The following is a 16830-nucleotide window of genomic DNA, read 5'->3' as shown; positions in this document are numbered from 1 at the left end:
GGGCGGCGTCGGCCAGGCCGCCGCCGGGCGCGCCGCCGTCGGTCGCGGCGGACGCGGCGTCCAGCACGCTGAGGATGGTGCCCTCGACCGGATGCGCGACGGCGTTGCGCGCGAGGACCGCCGCGTACGCCAGCGCCTCCCCGAAGCGGGCCGCGTCGGGCGACGCGCCGCCCGGCCCGAGGATCTCGGCGAGCCCGCGGAACACCTGGCTGAGGATCACGCCGGAGTTGCCCCGGGCGCCCAGCAGCGCCCCCTGGGCCAGTTCCCGCCACACCGCGGCCACGTCGGCGTCCGCCTCCCGCGCCTCGACCGCCTCGGCCGCCGCCAGGACGGTCAGGTGCAGGTTGGTGCCGGTGTCGCCGTCCGGCACGGGAAAGACGTTGAGGGCGTCGATCTCGCCGCGGGTCCGTCCGAGCGCGTCCGCCGCCAGCCTGCTCCACCGCCGCAGCGCCGCCGCGTCGAGGACCTCGCCCACGCTCGCCCCCCTCCACAGGTGCCCGGTTCCCGCCGGAGCGTCCGCCGGGGTCCGTCGGGTTTCCGCGCTGCCATCTCTACCGCGCGCACCGCGCCGTTGGGAACAGGGCGCGCCCCGGGCACGCGCGGCCGATTCGCCTACCCGACGCCGGGTGGGCTACTCTGGTCCGTGCGCCTCGTCCGGGGTGCCATTCTCGAGCGCCGGTCCGTCCGGTCGACGCCGGCCGCTCCATCGCACAGCATCGACACCACTTGGAGTTTCCCGTGGCTTCCGTCTGCGACGTCTGCGGCAAGGGACCCGGTTTCGGCATGCGCGTCTCCCACTCGCACCGCCGCACCCCGCGCCGCTGGAACCCCAACATCCAGCGCGTGCGCGCCGTCGTGAACGGCAGCACCAAGCGGATCAACGCCTGCACGTCCTGCATCAAGGCGGGCAAGGTCGTCAAGCCCTCCGTCTGACGTCCAGGCGGCCGTCCGGACCCCAGTCGGCTCACCGGTTCGTCCGGCGAGCCGACTTTTCGCATGTCCGGGTCCGGTCAGGACGACGCGCGCAGCCGCCAGCCGTGGTCGACCGGGCCGATGCCCGAGCCCAGCGGGAAGCCGGCGGCGATGGCGCCGGTGACGTACTCCTTGGCCTTCGCCACGGCGTCGTGGACGTCCTCGCCGTGCGCCAGGTAGGACGCGATCGCGGACGCCAGGGTGCATCCGGTGCCGTGGGTGTGCCGGTTGTCGTGGCGCGGGGCGGTGAAGCGGTACTCGCGCTCGCCGTCGAACAGCAGGTCGGCGGGCTCGCCGGGCAGATGGCCGCCCTTGATCAGCACCCAGCGCGGACCGAGCTCCTTGACCGCCTCGGCCGCCTCGCGCATCCCGGACTCGTCCACCACCTTGACGCCGGTGAGCTGCTCGACCTCCCAGAGGTTGGGGGTGGCGACGGTGGCGGTCGGCAGCAGCGCGCGCCGGACCGCGTCGACGGCCTCGGGCGCGAGCAGCGGGTCGCCGTGCTTGGAGACGCCCACCGGGTCGACGACGACGGGGACGTCCACGTCGGCCAGCACCTCGGCGACGGTCTCCACCAGCGCGGTGGACGCCAGCATGCCGGTCTTGATCGCGTCGGCGCCGATGTCGGACAGCACCGAGTCGAGCTGGGCGCGGACGGCCTCGGGGGGCAGCTCCCAGTAGCCCTGCACGCCGAGGGAGTTCTGCGCGGTCACCGCCGCGATGACGCTCATCCCGTGCGTGCCTAGGGCGAACATCGTCTTCAGGTCGGCCTGGATGCCGGCGCCGCCGCCGGAGTCGGAGCCCGCCACGGTGAGCACGAGCGGCAGGGCCTTGTCGCCTGGGGAGTTCTGCGTCATGCCGCCCACTTTAGGGGGTTCACGGCCGCTTTGATCGGTTCGGGCGGCCGGTCAGACCAGGGTGCAGGGCTGGCTGTTGAGGATGCACTTGTACGGGGTGCGGGGGGTGCCGGTGCCGACGAACTCGACGCGCACGGACTGGCCGGGCGCGAGCTCCGGGGCGCCGGGACGGCTGCGCACCCAGCCGGTGGCGCCGGTGCGGACGACGACGCCGCCGGAGAGCGACACCACCCGGGAGCCCTTGATCCGGAAGGCGAGGGCCCACTTCGGCACCGGGCGGGCGCCGCGGTTGGCGATGGTGGCCCGGGCGCGGTAGCCGGTCGCGGTGCGGGACCGGACCCGAAAGCCCACCACCAGGCCGTCGGAGCGCTCGACGCCGCGGCTGGCGCGGCCGCCCTGGCCGCGGTCGGACACCTGGCTGTCGCGGTTGCCGGTGTGCGGCTCGGACGGGGCCCCGCCGGCGAAGTTCAGGGAGATCTGCTGGGTGCTGAACGCGTAGGCGACCACCCCGACGGCGATCACCAGGGCCAGCATCGGAAAGAGGGGAAGGGGGACCAGACCGATGAGCCTCAACCATCGGCGGCCGGTCCGAGGCGGATCGGCGCCGGTGGCGCCGGCCTCGTCTTCGGGTCGGCTCGGCTTGGTGTGTCGTCCCATCCCATCCCTCTTCGATCAGAGGATGTATACCAAACCAGCATCAAATCTGCCCACCAGACGGTGAAAGACGTCCGGGTCGTTCACCGCCGGGGCGGGCGGGCGGCCCGCGCCGGCCCGGCCGGGGCGTGCGCCTCACCCGCGGTAATGGTCCCATCCGCCGGGGCCGTACGGGCGGCCGTCCACGACGACGCCCGCGCCCTCGGCGACGCGGCCTATGACCGTCCAGCCGGCGGGCGGCCGCGCGCCGGGCGGGAACGTCCCCGCGAACGCGTGGTCCTCCCCGCCGGTGAGGGCGTGCCGCAGACCGCCGGGCCCGAGTATCTCGGGGACGGGGACGGCCGTCGAATCGATCTCTATGCGGACCCCGGACGCCTCGGCGACGTGCCCGAGATCCTGCACCAGGCCGTCGCTGACGTCCAGCAGCGCGGTGGCGCCGGCCGCGCGGGCCTCGGCCCCCGCCTCGTAGGGCGGACTCGGCCGCCGGTGCGCCCGGACCAGCTCGGCGGGCTCGTCCTCGCCGCGCCGCAGCAGCTCCAGGCCCGCCGAGGACAGCCCCAGCCGCCCCCGCACCGCCACCAGGTCGCCGGGGCGGGCCCCCGAGCGGGTCAGCGGCGGCCGGCCCGCCAGGTCGCCCAGCGCCGTGACGGCCAGGGTGATCGCCTCGGCGGCCACCACGTCGCCGCCGACCACCGACGCGCCGGCCCGCGCGCACTCGTCGGCCAGCCCGTCGTACAGCCGCTGCACCCAGGCGGCCTCGGTGGCGGCGGGCGCCGCCAGCCCGACCAGCAGCGCCGTGGGACGGGCCCCCATGGCCGCCACGTCCGCGAGGTTCTGGGCGGCCGCCTTGCGCCCGATGTCGTACGGGGGCGACCAGTCGCGGCGGAAGTGCCTGTCCTCGACCAGCAGGTCGCAGGTGGCGACGACGCGCCCGTCCGGGGCGGCGACCACGGCCGCGTCGTCGCCCGGGCCCAGCGCGACGTCCGGGCCGAGCGGCAGGCCCCGCGTCAGCCGGGCGATCAGCCCGAACTCGCCCAGCTCACCGATCGTGGTCATATGCTCCCCGACTCGCCGATCTTGGTCGTGTGCGCCCCGAAATGCGAAGATCACCCCCGACGCGCCGTCACAGCGGGTATCACGATACGGTGACCGTCCGACGGCTCTTTCTACGCCCGGGGAGGACGAGATGGTGCGCGCCTACATCCTCATCCAGACCGAAGTGGGCAAGGCGGCCGAGGTCGCCCGTCAGATCGCCGGCATCCCGGGCGTCGTCCAGGCCGAGGACGTGACCGGGCCCTACGACGTGATCGTGCGGGCGGAGTCCGGCAACGTCGACGACCTCGGCAAGCTGGTGGTGGCCCAGATCCAGGCGGTCGAGGGCATCACCCGCACGCTGACCTGCCCGATCGTCCACATCTGAGGCGGCGGTCCGCCCGTGCGCCGTGCCACCCCCCGCGCGCCGTCGTCCGCCGCCCGCCGCGCGCCCCGGGTCCGGACCGCCCTCGCGGCGCTCCTGCCCGCCGCCCTGCTGGCGGCCGGGTGCGGCGCCGGGGCCGTGCGGGTGCCCGTGCCCACGCCGGACGCGGCGACGGCCCGGCTGTGCGCGGGGCTGCGGCTTCCGGAGAAGGTGCTCGGGCACGAGCGCCGCGACACGACCCCCGAGTCGCCGCTGACCGCCGCGTGGGGGTCCCCGGCGATCGCGCTGCGCTGCGGCGTGCCGCGGCCGCCCGAGCTGCGGCCCGACTCCCAGCTGATGACCATCAACGGCGTGGACTGGTTCGGCGTGCCCGTCGACCGGCCGGTCACGTTCACGGCCGTGGCCCGCCAGGCGTACGTCGAGGTGACCGTTCCCGCCGCGTACACGCCGCCGGGCGACGTGCTCATCGAACTCGGCGCGGCGATCGCCGCCACCATTCCCAAGAAGCCCGAGGGCCAGATCTGACCCGGCTCACCACGGGTGCATCGACCTGTGGCCGCACGGACAGGCAATCCTGTCGCTTCAGGACGCAGGGGGCCGTCCCCGGTCCTGAGCGGTGGACCGGGGACGGCGCGCCCCGGGCCGGGCGGTCGACGGCAGCGGGCCCGCCCGGCCCCGGCGGTTTCTTCAGCCGGACCGCGGCGGCCTCAGCCGGTGAAGCCCTTGAAGACGCCCGTGAACTCGTACGGGGACTGGGCGATGCCGCTGCAGGTCGGCGAGACGCGGCCGTCGGGGCAGCCGCCGTTGTCCCGGCCCACGGACCAGAAGCCGACGAACCCGATGTGGTTGGCGTTGGCCCAGTCGCGCAGGGCGCGGGCGTGGTCCAGCGTGGTGGTCATGCCCGAGTCGTTCTTGCCGATCATCGGGGTGATGCCGAGCCGCCGCTTGAGCTCGGCGTCGGAGCGGTTCGGCCAGATCTGGCGCATCTGCCGCAGCGTCGCCTCGGCCGCGGAGATCATGGCGGCGCCCCAGTCGCCGGTGTAGCCGAAGTTCATCAGCATCGGGTTGACGACGACGTCCAGCCCGCGGGCGGCCGCGTCCTGCAGGATCTGCACGGAGAACGGGTCGACGCCGTAGTCCTGGCCCTGGACGCGCAGGGTGTAGCTGATGGACGTGCCGCGTTCGTCCTGGAGCCGCTTGAGGGCGGTGTTCACCTTGGCGACGTCCACGGCCGCCTCGATGTCGACGTCCAGGTGGTTGGTGCCCACCGTGTCGAGGACCTTCTTGTAGGCGGCCAGCAGCGCGTCGGCCGAGCCGCAGACGTGCTCCAGGTACGGCGACAGCGCGCCGCCGGACGCCACGATCACCTGGCCGCCGCTGTTCTGCAGCGCGCGGACGTCGTTGATGATGCGGGCGTCGTCGAGGGGGATCGTGCCGCCCCACGCGGGGTTGCAGCCGGTGCTGTCGGCGAGCACGAAGGCGAGCGTGTAGTTCCGGACGCCGGTCGCCTGCGCGGCGGCGGTCAGCGACGGCGTCGTCATGGTGATGTCGATGTACGGGGCGAAGCGGATGGTCTGGGCGGCCTGGGCGGCGGTCGGCCGGGCGAAGCCCAGCGTCAGCGCGGCGAGCAGCGCCGCCATCACGGGGACGATGATGCGTCGCAAGAGTCGCTCCCTGGGATCGTGCGGGGATCGTGCGGGGCAGGTGCAGACTTCCCCAAGACACCTTTCAGTTAGGAAAGTTTCCTAATTTGGGGACGGTAACCCCGACGTCCCCGACCGGCAAGCGCCGCCTGACCCCGCGTCACGAGACCACCCCAGGTCGGCGCCCGAACCGGCGCCGCCGTTCCCCGGAATTCGGCGGTTCCCGCCGACCGGTCCCGCACCGCACCGGCAAAATTCGCCACCTCGCACGCCGTGCGTGCGGTGCGGGCCGTCGGCTACAGCAGGCGCAGCTGGGTGTCCTTGGGCTTGCGGCGCGGGGCGGCGGCGTCGACGCGTTCGCACAGGGCCGCGTCCAGGTCCGCGAGGAACGGGGAGAGAGCGGACTTGCGGACGGCCCCGTTGCGGACGCGTTCGTCGGCATGGCTGAGGTACAGGTGCCGTTGCGCGCGGGTCATGCCGACGAACAGCAGGCGCCGCTCCTCGCGGACGGCCTCCTCGTCGTCCTCCTCCCCGCCGCCGGGCCAGCGCAGCGGGAGCAGCCCGTCCTCGCAGCCGACCACGAAGACCACCGGGAACTCCAGCCCCTTGGACGCGTGCAGGGTGAGCAGGGAGATCCGGTCGGCCCGCGGGTCCCAGGAGTCGACCTCGACGCCGAGCGCCAGCTCGTCGCGGAACCGCTGCACGTCGTCGCCGCACCGTTCGGCCAGCGGCCTGAGCAGGTCGACGGCGGTGTGGACGTCGGCGGCGGCCTCCTCGGGCAGGCGGGCGGCGACGGCGTCGGCGGCCCGCCGCAGCCGCCGCAGGACCGGGCCCTCGCCCGGGTGCCGCAGCTCGTGGAGGATGTGCTCGACGCCCGGCCGGTCGGCGAGCCGGTCGTGCGAGCGCTTCTGGAACGGCAGCCCGGCGCGGGTCAGCGCCTCCATGACGGGGCGGGCCTGCCGGTCGGTGCGGTACAGCACGGCGAAGTCGGACAGGCTCAGCTCCGAGGGGCCGTCGGAGTCGACGCGGCCGCTGTCGCGGGAGTGGAACGACGTGCCGCCCAGCAGCCGCTCGATCGTCCGGGCGACGAACGCCGCCTCGGCCTGCTCGGTGGCCGCCCGGTGCGTGCCGACCAGCGCGTCCCCGTGGTCGCCCACCGGGCGCAGCTCCCTCCCGGGCACGAGGGTCGTCGGGGAGACCGCGCGCAGCGCGGCGCCCAGGATGTTGGCGTTCGACCGGTAGTTGCGGGTGAGCTGGACGGTGCGGGCGGACGGGAAGTCCTGCCGGAACCGCAGGAAGAACCCGACGTCGGCGCCGCGGAACCGGTAGATGGCCTGGTCGGGGTCGCCGATGGCGGTCAGGTTCCCGTCGGGCGGGGCGAGCAGCCGCAGCAGCCGGTACTGCTGCTCGTCGACGTCCTGGTACTCGTCCACCGAGATCCACCGGAAGCGGTCGCGGTAGGCGGCGGCCACGTCGGGGTCGGATTCCAGCAGCGCGACGGGCAGCGCCACCAGGTCGTCGAAGTCGACCAGGTTCTGGCGGCGCAGCGCCTCGACGTAGCCGGCGGCCTCGGGCGGCGTCTCGCCCGAGCGCCGCCGCCGGGACACGTCGGCCAGCAGCTTCCGGGCCTTCTTCTCGTCCCCGGCGGCCTCGACGGCCGCGGCCAGCTGCCGGGCGGGGTCGGCGATGCCGAAGTCCGCGCCGAGCCCCGCCCGCTCGTGCTGCTCGCGCAGGATCCGCAGGCCCAGGGAGTGGAACGTGGCGACGGTCAGCCGGCCCGCGTGGGCGGGCGCGAGCGCGGCGAGGCGCTCGGCCATCTCGGCGGCGGCGCGGCGGGTGAACGTGATCGCCAGGCACTGCTCGGGCGGCACCCCGCGCTCGACCACCAGGTGCGCGATGCGGTGGGTGAGCGTGCGCGTCTTGCCGGTGCCCGGCCCGGCGATGATCAGCAGCGGCCCGCCGGGGACCTCCGCGGCGGCGCGCTGGTCGGGGTCCAGCCCGTCCAGCAGCGACGTGCGGGCTGCCCGGTCCGCCGCCGCGGCTTCCGCGGGCGGACGCGGCCGCGGCACCCGGGCGGGGCCGTCGGCGTCCTTGCGCGGTTCCGCGGGCTGTTCCTCGGCCGGTTCGGCGGCGCCGGGGCCTCGGCCGCCCGCCGGGCGTTCCTCCGCCCCCTCCCCCGCCGCGGCCCGCCGGTTCGGCCGCCGGTCCTGCGCGGCGCCGCCGGACCCGCCGGACGGCGCGACGTCGAAGAGCGCGTCGTCGAACAGGGTGGGAGCGGCGACCGCCGCGGCACGGCGCAGCTCGTCCGGCTGGAAGAGGCGGATCACACCGTATTCGCCGTCGTATCCGGCCTCGCGGATCACCTCGCCGCGCCGCAGCCGGGCCACCGCCTCGCCGAGCAGCGGCGCCTGGGCCGCGATGTCGTCGACGGGGACCTCCTCCAGGATCGCCAGCTCGGGGCCGAGCGCGGCGGTCAACCGGGCGATCTCCCCGAGGACCTTCTTGCTCTTGGGCCCCACGCCGAGGATCTCGCTCATCACCTCCGGCAGCGGGACGAGGCTGCGGAAGTCGGCGGCGCCCTCGGGCCGGTAGCCCTCCGGCCGGTCGGCCAGGTCCTCGACGCGGCTCAGCACGCCGACGGTCAGGGGCTTGCCGCACTCGGGGCAGCGGCCGCCCAGGTCGCGCGTCTCCTTCGGCTCCAGGCGCACCCCGCACTTGCGGTGGCCGTCGACGTGGTACTTGCCCTCCTCGGGGAAGAACTCGATCGAGCCCGCGTGCCCGTCGCCGGTCTCCAGGGCCCGCCGGACGGAGTAGTAGTCCAGGTCGGTGTCGAACACCGTGGTCTCGCGTCCGAGCATGGGCGGCGAATGCGCGTCGGAGTTGCTGACCATGCGGTACTTGTCCAGCGCGGAGACCCGCCAGTTCATGGCCGGGTCGCTGGACAGCCCGGTCTCCAGCGCGAAGATGTGGTCGGCCAGGTCGAGATAGCAGTCCTCGATCGCGTCGAAGCCGGACTTGGAGCCGAGCACGGCGAACCACGGCGTCCACACGTGGGCGGGCACCAGGTAGGCGCCCTCGCCGCACTCCAGGGTGATCTCCAGCAGGTCGCGGGAGTCGAGCCCGAGAATGGGCCGGCCGTCGGACCCGAGGTTGCCGATCCGGCCGAGCCTGCGGTTGAACTCGGCGGCGGCGTCGAAATCCGGCACGTACACCAGGTGGTGCACCTTGCGGGTGCGTTCGCCGCGCTTGTAGATGGTCGAGATCTCGACCGACAGCATGAACCGGACGTCCGCGGAGGCCACCGCGGGCGGCAGGGTGCGGGAGATCTCGCGGTCCAGGTCGTCGCGCAGCCGGAACAGCCCCGGCTCGGCGGGCACGAGGTTCTCGCGCAGATGGTCGAACCACGCCGGGTGGGTGAAGTCGCCGGTGCCGACCAGCGTGATGCCCTTGCGCCGCGCCCACCAGGTCAGATGCTCCAGATCGCAGTCCTTGCTGCACGCCCGGGAGTACTTGGAATGGATATGGAGATCGGCATGGAAACGCACTCGCCGCATCGTCCCACATCCGCCCCGCCCGCCGCGCCGAGAACGCGGGAACATCGCCCGTCGCCCGCCGTGCGGCCGGGACGGGGCGTGGCGGCGGGCTCGCCCGGTGCCGCGGGGATTGCGCGAGGAATGGTGGGGCGGGTGGGATTCGAACCCACTCAGCGCGAAGCTTCTGCTTTACAGGCAGACCCGACTCTCCCGCGTCGGCGCCGCCCCTCGCGTCGCGTTTTCACGATGCCAATGGACGCCGTTTCGCCGCAAAGGGTTTTCCCGCCGTCCGAGGGGCGGCGACCGGGGCGCCGTCACCCCGGCTGGCAGGTGCGGCACCACACGGTCGTGCGGCCTGCGATCCGGCGTCTCGACAGGGGCGTCCCGCAGCGCGGGCAGGGCCTTCCGGGCTCGTCGCGCGCCCCGGTCAGCCATGTGTCGCGCGGCGGCACCCGTCCCTCGTCGACGGCTTCCCGCAGCACGCGCCGCATGGTCCGGTAGAGCGCGGCCACCTCGTCGTCGCGCAGGTCCCGGACGTCCCGCAGCGGGCTGACGAGGGCCTGCCAGCAGATCTCGTCGGCCAGCAGGTTGCCGAGCCCCGCGAGGAGCGACTGGTCGGTCAGCGCCGACTTCAGCCGGCCCCGGCGTCCGGCCAGCGACGCGGCGAACTCCTCGCGGGACGCCGCCAGCGCGTCCGGGCCGAGATCGTCGAGGAGCCGGCCGGCCTCGTCCTCATCGGCGGCGAGCCGCACGCCCTGCAGTTTGCGCATGTCGCGCAGGCGCAGCTCCCCGCCGGGGAAGCTCCAGACCACCCGGTCGTGCCGGTGCCGCGGCTCGCCGCGCCCATGCCAGGACAGCGAGCCGGTCATCCCGAAGTGCAGCATGAGCACCGGACCGTCCGCCGGGGCGATCAGCCACTTCCCGTGCCGCCGCGGCGGCTCGAACCTGCGCCCCCGCAAGGCCTTGTCCAACCGCCGCGGGGTCACGCCGCGCAGCACGCCCGCGTCGCACACCCGCACGGCCGTGATCGGCTCGCCGGTGTGCTCGGCCAGCACCCGGCGGAACCCTTCGACGTCCGGCAGCTCCGGCATACCCGAGGGCCTACCCGCAGCCGCACGGGTCCACCGCGTTTCCGTCAATGCGTGCCGACGGGCGCCCTATAAGGGCGGCGCAGTCCGCGAATCATCCCTGCGCCATCACGCAGTACCCCCGGCAGGATTCGAACCTGCACCATTCCTGCCTCTCGAACAGGCGCCTCTGCCAGTTGGGCGACGGGGGCGTGGTACGGCTCCCGGGATTCGAACCCGGAACAACCACTTCCTGAAAGTGGCCTCTCTGCCGATTGGAGTAGAGCCGCGCGGAATCGATGCCGAACGTTTCGGGGAAGGCGTCGCCCGCGATGGCGCGGCCGGAAAGGTCAGGGGCGGGACCGGCCATGCCCGACGAGCGACGCCCCAGGCAGTCGTAGCCGTTCGAGCGCCATGGCCGATCCCCCTTTCGTCATACTCGGACGGGCTGACGACGACCACGGTGCCACGGCGGCTCCGATTCGGGCAACGCATTTTCTCCGCCGGACGACGCCGTCGCGGCGGGCCGTCCGCCGCACCCCGCGAAATGGCGTTTTCACCGACCCTGCTCCCTCAGGTCGCCGGCACCGGACTCCGCGTGCGGGTCCTTTTCGGAGGGATCAGCGTCCCGCGGGCATTCGAGGGGCGGGCATCAACAACGGGCCGTTCACCCTGAACCGCTCCACGCCGCGGCGCGTCAGGTGGACCCGCAGGTCGATCCATCCGGCCCCCGCCGCCGCCCGGCAGTCCTCGGCGCCGCTCGCGGGGAAGTGCAGGTCGCCCACCGACAGCTTGGCGCCGGGCACGTGCACCGGCAGCAGGATCCGCGAGCCGGCCGTCAGCGGGGCGATGCCGCAGCCCCCGATCTGCCGGCCGCGCGCCCGGCTGCTCACCGCCTCCGCGGCGACCCGCCGGTACTCCGCCGACCCCTCCTCGAGATGCCCCAGCAGGAGGCCGGGCACGTCGGCGCCGGGCCGCGGCGTTCCCGCCTCCGGCTCGGCGGCCGCCCGCTCGTCGGCCGCGGCCGTCAGCATCGCGGCGTCCGGCGCGCACCCGATCACGCCGGGGTGCCCGGCGGGCGCGTGCCGGCCGTCGGACCGGCCCACGCCGATCACGTCCACCACGATCACGTCGCCGGGCTCGGCGCCCACCACCGTGACCGGGCCGCACAGCACCGGCTCGGCCCCGGGCTCGCGCCGCTGGCATTCCAGCCGGATCGATCCGCCCGTGATGACCTCGGCCACCGCCGGGATCTCCGGGTGCCACCGGTCGTGCCCGGGCACCGTCCGGCTCACGTCCCCACCGCCCCATGACGACGCCGGAAACGCGTGAGCGCCCGCGCGGGACGCCTCGGAGGCAGGTAGGAGCGACAACGGGATTCCCCCCTTACGGTGCCATTTTCTCGAAGAGAATCCTGCCGACCACCCTGTTTCCGAGTGATTTCGCTGCCCTTACGGCGGGGTTAGCGTTCCCTCGCGGTGCTCGGGGCGGGTCTGGGTCAGCGCAGGCCTGCGGGGCGCTGCAGGGCGGTCTGGATGAGGCGGTCCACCAGGGCCGGGTAGTCCAGGCCGCTCGCGGCCCACATCTGCGGGAACGCCGACGAGGGCGTGAAGCCGGGCATGGTGTTGATCTCATTGAGGATCCAGCGGCCGTCGGGGGTGTAGAAGAAGTCGACGCGGGCCAGGCCCTCGCAGTCCAGCGCCTCGAACGCCGCGACGGCCAGACGCTGGACCTCGGCGACGGCCTCGGGCGGCAGGTCCGGCGGAATGGCCAGGCTGGTGGTGCCGTCCAGGTACTTGGTCTCGAAGTCGTAGAAGTCGCGGTCGCCCGCCATGAGGATCTCGGCGGGCACGCTGGCCTCGGCGGGACCGCCGGACAGGCCCTGCAGCACGCCGCACTCGATCTCGCGGCCGACGATCGCGGCCTCCACGATGACCTTGGGGTCGTGCTCGCGGGCCGCCTCGATCGCCGCGACCAGGTCGGCCTCGGCCTCCACCTTGGAGATGCCCATGCTGGACCCGGCGCGGGCGGGCTTGACGAACACCGGCAGGCCCAGCTGCTTGACCTCGTCCAGCGTGGCGGTGCGGGCGGTGCGCCACTCCCGGTCGTTGATCAGCACGTGCCGGCCGACCGGCAGGCCGCGGGCCTGCCAGATGAGCTTCATGTAGCCCTTGTCCATGCAGACCGCGCTGGACAGCACCCCGGAGCCGACGTACCGGACGCCCGCCATCTCCAGCATGCCCTGGATGGTGCCGTCCTCGCCGTACGGGCCGTGCAGCAGCGGCAGCACGACGTCCACCTCGGCCAGCGTGGCGGGCACCCGGCCCGGTTCGACCACCATCAGGCCGCGGCTGCGCGGGTCGAACGGCAGCATCAGCTCCTTGCCGTCGCCGGTCACCTCGGGCAGCCGCCCGTCCTCGATGGCCAGGCGCTGGTCTCCGGGCGCGAGCACCCAGCGGCCGTCACGGGCGATGCCGACGGGCACCACCTCATAGCGGTCGCGGTCGATGGCGGACATGACGGCGCCCGCGGTGACGCAGGAGATCTCGTGTTCGCTGCTGCGCCCGCCGAAGACCACGGCCACGCGGATCTTAGGTGAAGCGTCGGACATGATGCCCGACCCTACATTGATCAGCGGGTGTCGGCTACGACGCGGGCTCCGTTCAAGGTCCCGGCCACGGCGTCGAGGGCCTCGCTGACGTCGCGGACGAGGTCGTCGGCGTCCTCCAGCCCGATGGAGAAGCGGACCGCGCCGGGGTCGATGCCGGCGGCGCGCAGGGCGGCGTCGTCGTGGCAGCGGTGTGTGGTGGACGCCACATGCGCGACGTGGGTGCGGGTGCCGCCGACGCAGGTCGCCGGGGTCGCCAGGCGCAGCGCGTCCACCAGCGCCAGGCCCGCCCGGCGCCCGCCGGACGGGGTGACGGTGACCACGGCGCCGAACCGGGTGCCCTCCGGGCCGGCGGCGAACAGGGCCCGGGCCCGCTCGTGGCCGCGGTGGCCGGGCAGCCCCGGATAGTCGACCGACCGGACGGCCGGGTGCCGGGCGACCGCGGCGGCGAACAGGTTGGCGGTGTCGCACTGGCGGCGCACCCGCAGCGGCAGCGTCTCCAGCCCGCGGCGCAGCAGGAACGCCTCGTCGGGCGCCAGGGTCGCGCCGGTCTGCACGCGGACGCGGCGGACCCGCTCGATCCGCTCGGGGGCGCCGACGACCGCGCCGCCGGTGGCGTCGCCGTGCCCGCCGATCGCGGCCGTCGCCGAGTGCACCACCAGGTCGGCGCCGTGCTCCAGCGGGCGGCACACCACCGGCGTGGCGAGCGTGGCGTCCACCACCAGCAGCGCGTCGGCGTCGCGGGCGAGCTCGGCCAGGCCCGGCAGGTCGGGGACGGTCAGCGCCGGGTTGCCCGGCGCCTCCGCCCAGATCAGGCGGGTGGACGGGCGGATCGCGGCGCGCACCGCGGCCCGGTCGGCGACGTCGACGAACGAGGTCTCGACGCCGAACCGGGCCAGCAGCCCGTCCAGCAGCGCGTGCAGGTCGCGGTGCGGCGCGGCGGGCGCCACCACGTGCGACCCCGCGTCCGCGAACGCCAGCAGCACGGCGGTGGCGGCGGCCATGCCGGACGCGAACGCCTCGCCCTCCACCGGCCCGGACGTCCCGTGCCCCTCCAGGGCGGCCAGGGCCGCCGCGAACGCGTCGGCCGTCGGGTTGGCCGACCGGCCGTAGCAGTAGCCGGGCCGGTGGCCGCCCAGCAGGTCGGCGTGCTCGGCGGCGCCGGCGAAGGCGAACGCGCCGGCGCGCCAGACCGGCTGCCCGACCGGGGCCTGGCGCGGCAGCGGCGGCAGCGGCAGGTGGGCGGCGCGGGTGTTCTCACCGTGCGAGCGACTGTGTTCCGAGGTACGCATCGCTCACAGCATGTCACACTCCGTAGCGCTCCGGCTTGGGAGAACGCGAGATCAGCGAGATCGCGGCGTCCTTGATGGGCATGCCGTGGCGCAGCACGTTGACGACCGCCTCGGTGATCGGCATCTCGACGTTGTGCTTGCGGGCCAGCTCCAGCACCGCCTCGGACGACTTGACGCCCTCGGCGGTCTGCTTGGTGACCGCCACGACCTGCTCCAGCGTCATGCCGCGGCCCAGGTTCTCGCCGAACGTGCGGTTGCGCGACAGCGGCGAGCTGCACGTGGCGATCAGGTCGCCCATGCCGGCCAGCCCGGCGAAGGTGTGCTCGTCGGCGCCGAGCGCGGCGCCCAGCCGGGCCGTCTCGGCGAGCCCGCGCGTCATCAGCAGCGCCCGGGTGCTGTCGCCGAAGCCGAGCCCGACCGCCATGCCGACGCACAGCGCCACGATGTTCTTGACCGCGCCGCCCAGCTCGCAGCCGATCACGTCGGTGGAGGTGTAGACGCGGAAGTAGGGGGTCATGGTGGCGGCCTGCAGCCGCCGGGCGCGCTCCTCGTCCACGCACGCGGCCACGGCGGCGGCGGGCTGCCCGGCGGCGACCTCGCGGGCCAGGTTGGGGCCGCAGAACACCGCGACCCGGTCGTCCGGCACCCCGGCGACCTCGCAGATCACCTCCGACATCCGGCGGCAGGTGCCGAGCTCGACCCCCTTCATCAGGCTGACCAGCACCGACTCGGGCGGCAGCAGCGGCGTCCAGACCTTCAGGTTCTCCCGCAGCGTCTGGGCGGGCACGGCCAGCGCCACGAAGTCGGCGCCGTCCAGGGCCTCGGCCGGGTCGGTGGTGGCGCGCAGCTTCTCGGGCAGGACGGTCCCCGGCAGGTACTCGGTGTTCTCGCGGCGCTCGTTGATCGCGTCGACGACCTTGGCCCGGCGGCCCCAGAGGGCGACCTCGCCGCCCGCGTCGCACAGCAGCTTGGCGAACACCGTCCCCCAGGACCCCGCCCCCATCACGGCGGTGCGGACTGTCACGCGGTCTCCGCCTCCTCGCCCTCGTTCGCGGCCGCGACCCCGTTCCCGTCCGCGGCGCCGGCCTCGGACCGCGCTTCGGCGGCGCGGCGGCGCTCCTCCAGGACCTTGTGGTGGTCGTAGAGCTGCTTGGGGGGCTCCTCGCCGCGCAGCTCGCCGAGCAGCCGGGCGATGGTCGTCATGATGTCGTCGGCGGCCTGCCGCAGCGTGCTCTTGGTCAGCGGCTTCCCCTGGTACGGGGACAGGTCGATCGGCGGGCCTGCGATCACTTTGATCGTCTTGCGGGGGAACGGGTGGAAGCCCTTCTTCAGGCCGGCGGCCAGGCCCCGCTTCTCGGCCTTGCGGTACGGCAGCAGCTCGTGCGTGCCCCAGATGGCCACCGGGACGACCGTGGCGCCCGTCTTGAGCGCGAGCCGGGCCACGCCGGTCTGCCCGGTCATCGGCCACAGGTCGCCGTCGCGGGTGCAGCTGCCCTCGGGGAAGAAGATCAGGCACTGGCCGGCCTCGAGGGCCTGCTCGGCGGCCTTGAGCGCCAGCGCGGCGTCGGTGCGGTCGCGGTACACCGGGATCTGCCCGGTGCCGTAGAGGACCTTGCCGATGAACTTGATCTCGAACAGCGGCGACTTGGCCAGGAACACCGGGTAGCGCCCCGACTCGTACACGAAGTGCGACAGCGCCAGCGGGTCGGACTCGGAGATGTGGTTGGCGGCCAGGATGAGGGGGCCCTTGCGGGGCAGGTTGGCACGGCCACGCCAGTCTCGCTTCAGCAGCCCGAACAGCAGCGGGCGCAGCACGACGATGGTGAGCTTCCGCCAGCCCGGCGAATACCCGTACCCCTGACTCATGCCCGTCCCTTCCTCGATGCTCCCCCGCGATGACCGCGGGGCGTCCTCAGTTTCGCGGTTGCGTGCGCATAGTGTCGAGTTGCCATGTCTACAGCACAGCGCGCCGCGCCTCATCTCCAGTGGTCGCTCGTCGTGCCGGTCAAAGTGCTGGCCCGGGCGAAGACCCGCATGTCCGCGTCCGCGGGCCCGCACCGCCGGGCCCTGGCCCTGGCGGTCGCGACCGACACGGTCGCCGCCGCCCTGCGCTGCGACCGCGTCCGCCACGTGATCGTCGTCACCGACGACCCGGTGGCCGCCGACGAGCTGGCGGCGCTGGGCGCCCGGGTGGTGCCGGACGAGCCGGACGCCGGGCTCAACCCCGCCCTGGTGCACGGGGCCGGGCGCGGTCGTGAGCTGGCTCCGGAGTGCGGCGTCGGCGCGCTCTCCGCCGACCTGCCCGCGCTGCGTCCGGAGGAGCTGGCCCGGGTGCTGGACGCGGCGGCCGAGGCTCCGACGGCGTTCGTCCCGGACGCCGCCGGGGTCGGCACCACCCTGTACACGGCACGGCCCGGCGTGACGTTCTCGCCCGCCTTCGGCGGCGACTCGCGCGCCGCGCACCGCGCCCGCGGGGCCCGCGAGCTGCTCGTCCCGGACACCGCCGGCGTCCGCCGCGACGTCGACACCCTGGACGATCTGCGCGCCGCGCTGGCCCTGGGGTGCGGCCCGCGCACCACGGCCGTCGCCCGTCTGATCATCGCCCTGCACACGCCCGCTTAGGCCGCCGGTCCGGCGGACGCGCGCGCCCGGACGGCCGAGCGCCGGGCGCTCCGCGCGCCGCCGGGCGCGGGTCCGTCCGCACGCGCCGCGGCCCGCCGCTGATCGTGTGACGCGGCCCGCGCTCCGACCTGTGCGGGCCGCCGCACGGGTGCCGCCGCCCGGCCG

At 74.5% G+C, this 16830-nt stretch carries 16 protein-coding genes and 3 tRNA genes; 4 read left to right on the top strand and 15 right to left on the bottom strand.

Annotated features, from left to right (window positions below; translation table 11 throughout):
- Positions 1–475 (bottom strand): DAK2 domain-containing protein (locus tag AR3_RS22165; protein WP_157406735.1); only part of this gene is annotated, 475 nt, incomplete at its 3' end.
- Positions 476–738: 263 nt separating this feature from the next.
- Between AR3_RS22165 and rpmB the strand changes: the two genes are divergently transcribed.
- Positions 739–933: a 50S ribosomal protein L28 gene (gene rpmB / locus AR3_RS22160; RefSeq protein ID WP_067916462.1), complete on the top strand. Its 195-nt coding sequence runs from the start codon at positions 739–741 to the stop codon at positions 931–933.
- Positions 934–1010: 77 nt separating this feature from the next.
- On the opposite strand, the gene thiD is transcribed toward rpmB, so the two are convergent.
- The 3 genes from thiD to AR3_RS22145 all read right to left on the bottom strand — a co-directional run bounded on the left by thiD (position 1011) and on the right by AR3_RS22145 (position 3539).
- Entirely contained in the window at positions 1011–1829 is an 819-nt protein-coding gene (gene thiD, locus AR3_RS22155; protein ID WP_067916457.1) for a bifunctional hydroxymethylpyrimidine kinase/phosphomethylpyrimidine kinase, read from the bottom strand.
- A 51-nt stretch (positions 1830–1880) separates the two neighbouring features.
- A complete protein-coding gene (locus AR3_RS22150; RefSeq protein WP_227023140.1) occupies positions 1881–2363 on the bottom strand; it encodes a cellulose binding domain-containing protein in 483 nt (160 codons plus the stop codon).
- A 255-nt stretch (positions 2364–2618) separates the two neighbouring features.
- Positions 2619–3539, bottom strand: coding sequence for a thiamine-phosphate kinase (locus tag AR3_RS22145; protein WP_067916455.1), 921 nt, complete (start codon positions 3537–3539; stop codon positions 2619–2621).
- A 130-nt stretch (positions 3540–3669) separates the two neighbouring features.
- Here AR3_RS22145 and AR3_RS22140 point away from each other — a divergent pair, with 130 nt between their 5' ends.
- Complete coding sequence (locus tag AR3_RS22140) at positions 3670–3903, top strand: Lrp/AsnC family transcriptional regulator (RefSeq protein ID WP_067916454.1); 234 nt, start codon at positions 3670–3672, stop codon at positions 3901–3903.
- 15 nt (positions 3904–3918) lie between these two features.
- Positions 3919–4425, top strand: coding sequence for a DUF3515 domain-containing protein (locus AR3_RS22135; protein ID WP_227023139.1), 507 nt, complete (start codon positions 3919–3921; stop codon positions 4423–4425).
- Positions 4426–4607: 182 nt separating this feature from the next.
- Here the strand turns inward: AR3_RS22135 and AR3_RS22130 are convergent, their stop codons facing one another.
- The 11 genes from AR3_RS22130 to AR3_RS22080 form a co-directional block, all read right to left on the bottom strand.
- Complete coding sequence (locus AR3_RS22130; RefSeq protein ID WP_217998696.1) at positions 4608–5564, bottom strand: chitinase; 957 nt, start codon at positions 5562–5564, stop codon at positions 4608–4610.
- Between the two features lie 275 nt (positions 5565–5839).
- The gene (locus AR3_RS22125; RefSeq protein WP_067916453.1) at positions 5840–9088 is read right to left on the bottom strand and encodes a UvrD-helicase domain-containing protein; all 3249 of its coding nucleotides are present in this window, start codon (positions 9086–9088) and stop codon (positions 5840–5842) included.
- A gap of 130 nt (positions 9089–9218) precedes the next feature.
- Positions 9219–9304, bottom strand: a tRNA-Tyr gene (locus AR3_RS22120).
- Between the two features lie 86 nt (positions 9305–9390).
- Positions 9391–10167, bottom strand: coding sequence for an Fpg/Nei family DNA glycosylase (locus tag AR3_RS22115; RefSeq protein ID WP_067916451.1), 777 nt, complete (start codon positions 10165–10167; stop codon positions 9391–9393).
- Positions 10168–10280: 113 nt separating this feature from the next.
- Positions 10281–10355: transfer RNA gene (locus AR3_RS22110), tRNA-Leu, on the bottom strand.
- 1 nt (position 10356) lies between these two features.
- Positions 10357–10433: transfer RNA gene (locus tag AR3_RS22105), tRNA-Leu, on the bottom strand.
- Between the two features lie 330 nt (positions 10434–10763).
- Positions 10764–11438: an acetamidase/formamidase family protein gene (locus AR3_RS22100; protein WP_067916449.1), complete on the bottom strand. Its 675-nt coding sequence runs from the start codon at positions 11436–11438 to the stop codon at positions 10764–10766.
- 203 nt (positions 11439–11641) lie between these two features.
- A complete protein-coding gene (locus AR3_RS22095; RefSeq protein WP_067916448.1) occupies positions 11642–12754 on the bottom strand; it encodes a D-alanine--D-alanine ligase family protein in 1113 nt (370 codons plus the stop codon).
- A 20-nt stretch (positions 12755–12774) separates the two neighbouring features.
- Entirely contained in the window at positions 12775–14043 is a 1269-nt protein-coding gene (locus AR3_RS22090; protein ID WP_067916447.1) for a trans-sulfuration enzyme family protein, read from the bottom strand.
- A gap of 13 nt (positions 14044–14056) precedes the next feature.
- Positions 14057–15046: an NAD(P)H-dependent glycerol-3-phosphate dehydrogenase gene (locus AR3_RS22085; protein WP_067916464.1), complete on the bottom strand. Its 990-nt coding sequence runs from the start codon at positions 15044–15046 to the stop codon at positions 14057–14059.
- A 17-nt stretch (positions 15047–15063) separates the two neighbouring features.
- Positions 15064–15909 (bottom strand): lysophospholipid acyltransferase family protein, encoded by an 846-nt coding sequence (locus tag AR3_RS22080; protein WP_067916446.1) that lies wholly within the window; start codon positions 15907–15909, stop codon positions 15064–15066.
- Between the two features lie 84 nt (positions 15910–15993).
- Here AR3_RS22080 and cofC point away from each other — a divergent pair, with 84 nt between their 5' ends.
- Positions 15994–16665, top strand: a complete 672-nt coding sequence (gene cofC, locus AR3_RS22075) for a 2-phospho-L-lactate guanylyltransferase (protein WP_067916444.1) — start codon at positions 15994–15996, stop codon at positions 16663–16665.
- The last annotated feature ends 165 nt before the right edge of the window (positions 16666–16830 follow it).

This window comes from Actinomadura rubrobrunea NBRC 15275, from assembly GCF_001552235.1.
GTDB lineage: Bacteria > Actinomycetota > Actinomycetes > Streptosporangiales > Streptosporangiaceae > Spirillospora > Spirillospora viridilutea.
This window is presented reverse-complemented; position numbering and strand designations above follow the sequence as displayed.

What these genes read in the sequence shown, in the direction of transcription:
- thiD (WP_067916457.1), bottom strand. Translation starts at nt 1,829, where the DNA reads ATGACGCAGAACTCCCCAGGCGACAAGGCCCTGCCGCTCGTGCTCACC.
- AR3_RS22150 (WP_227023140.1), bottom strand. Translation starts at nt 2,363, where the DNA reads ATGCTGGCCCTGGTGATCGCCGTCGGGGTGGTCGCCTACGCGTTCAGC.
- AR3_RS22145 (WP_067916455.1), bottom strand. Translation starts at nt 3,539, where the DNA reads ATGACCACGATCGGTGAGCTGGGCGAGTTCGGGCTGATCGCCCGGCTG.
- AR3_RS22140 (WP_067916454.1), top strand. Translation starts at nt 3,670, where the DNA reads ATGGTGCGCGCCTACATCCTCATCCAGACCGAAGTGGGCAAGGCGGCC.
- AR3_RS22115 (WP_067916451.1), bottom strand. Translation starts at nt 10,167, where the DNA reads ATGCCGGAGCTGCCGGACGTCGAAGGGTTCCGCCGGGTGCTGGCCGAG.
- AR3_RS22095 (WP_067916448.1), bottom strand. Translation starts at nt 12,754, where the DNA reads ATGTCCGACGCTTCACCTAAGATCCGCGTGGCCGTGGTCTTCGGCGGG.
- AR3_RS22090 (WP_067916447.1), bottom strand. Translation starts at nt 14,043, where the DNA reads ATGCGTACCTCGGAACACAGTCGCTCGCACGGTGAGAACACCCGCGCC.
- AR3_RS22085 (WP_067916464.1), bottom strand. Translation starts at nt 15,046, where the DNA reads ATGGGGGCGGGGTCCTGGGGGACGGTGTTCGCCAAGCTGCTGTGCGAC.
- AR3_RS22080 (WP_067916446.1), bottom strand. Translation starts at nt 15,909, where the DNA reads ATGAGTCAGGGGTACGGGTATTCGCCGGGCTGGCGGAAGCTCACCATC.
- cofC (WP_067916444.1), top strand. Translation starts at nt 15,994, where the DNA reads ATGTCTACAGCACAGCGCGCCGCGCCTCATCTCCAGTGGTCGCTCGTC.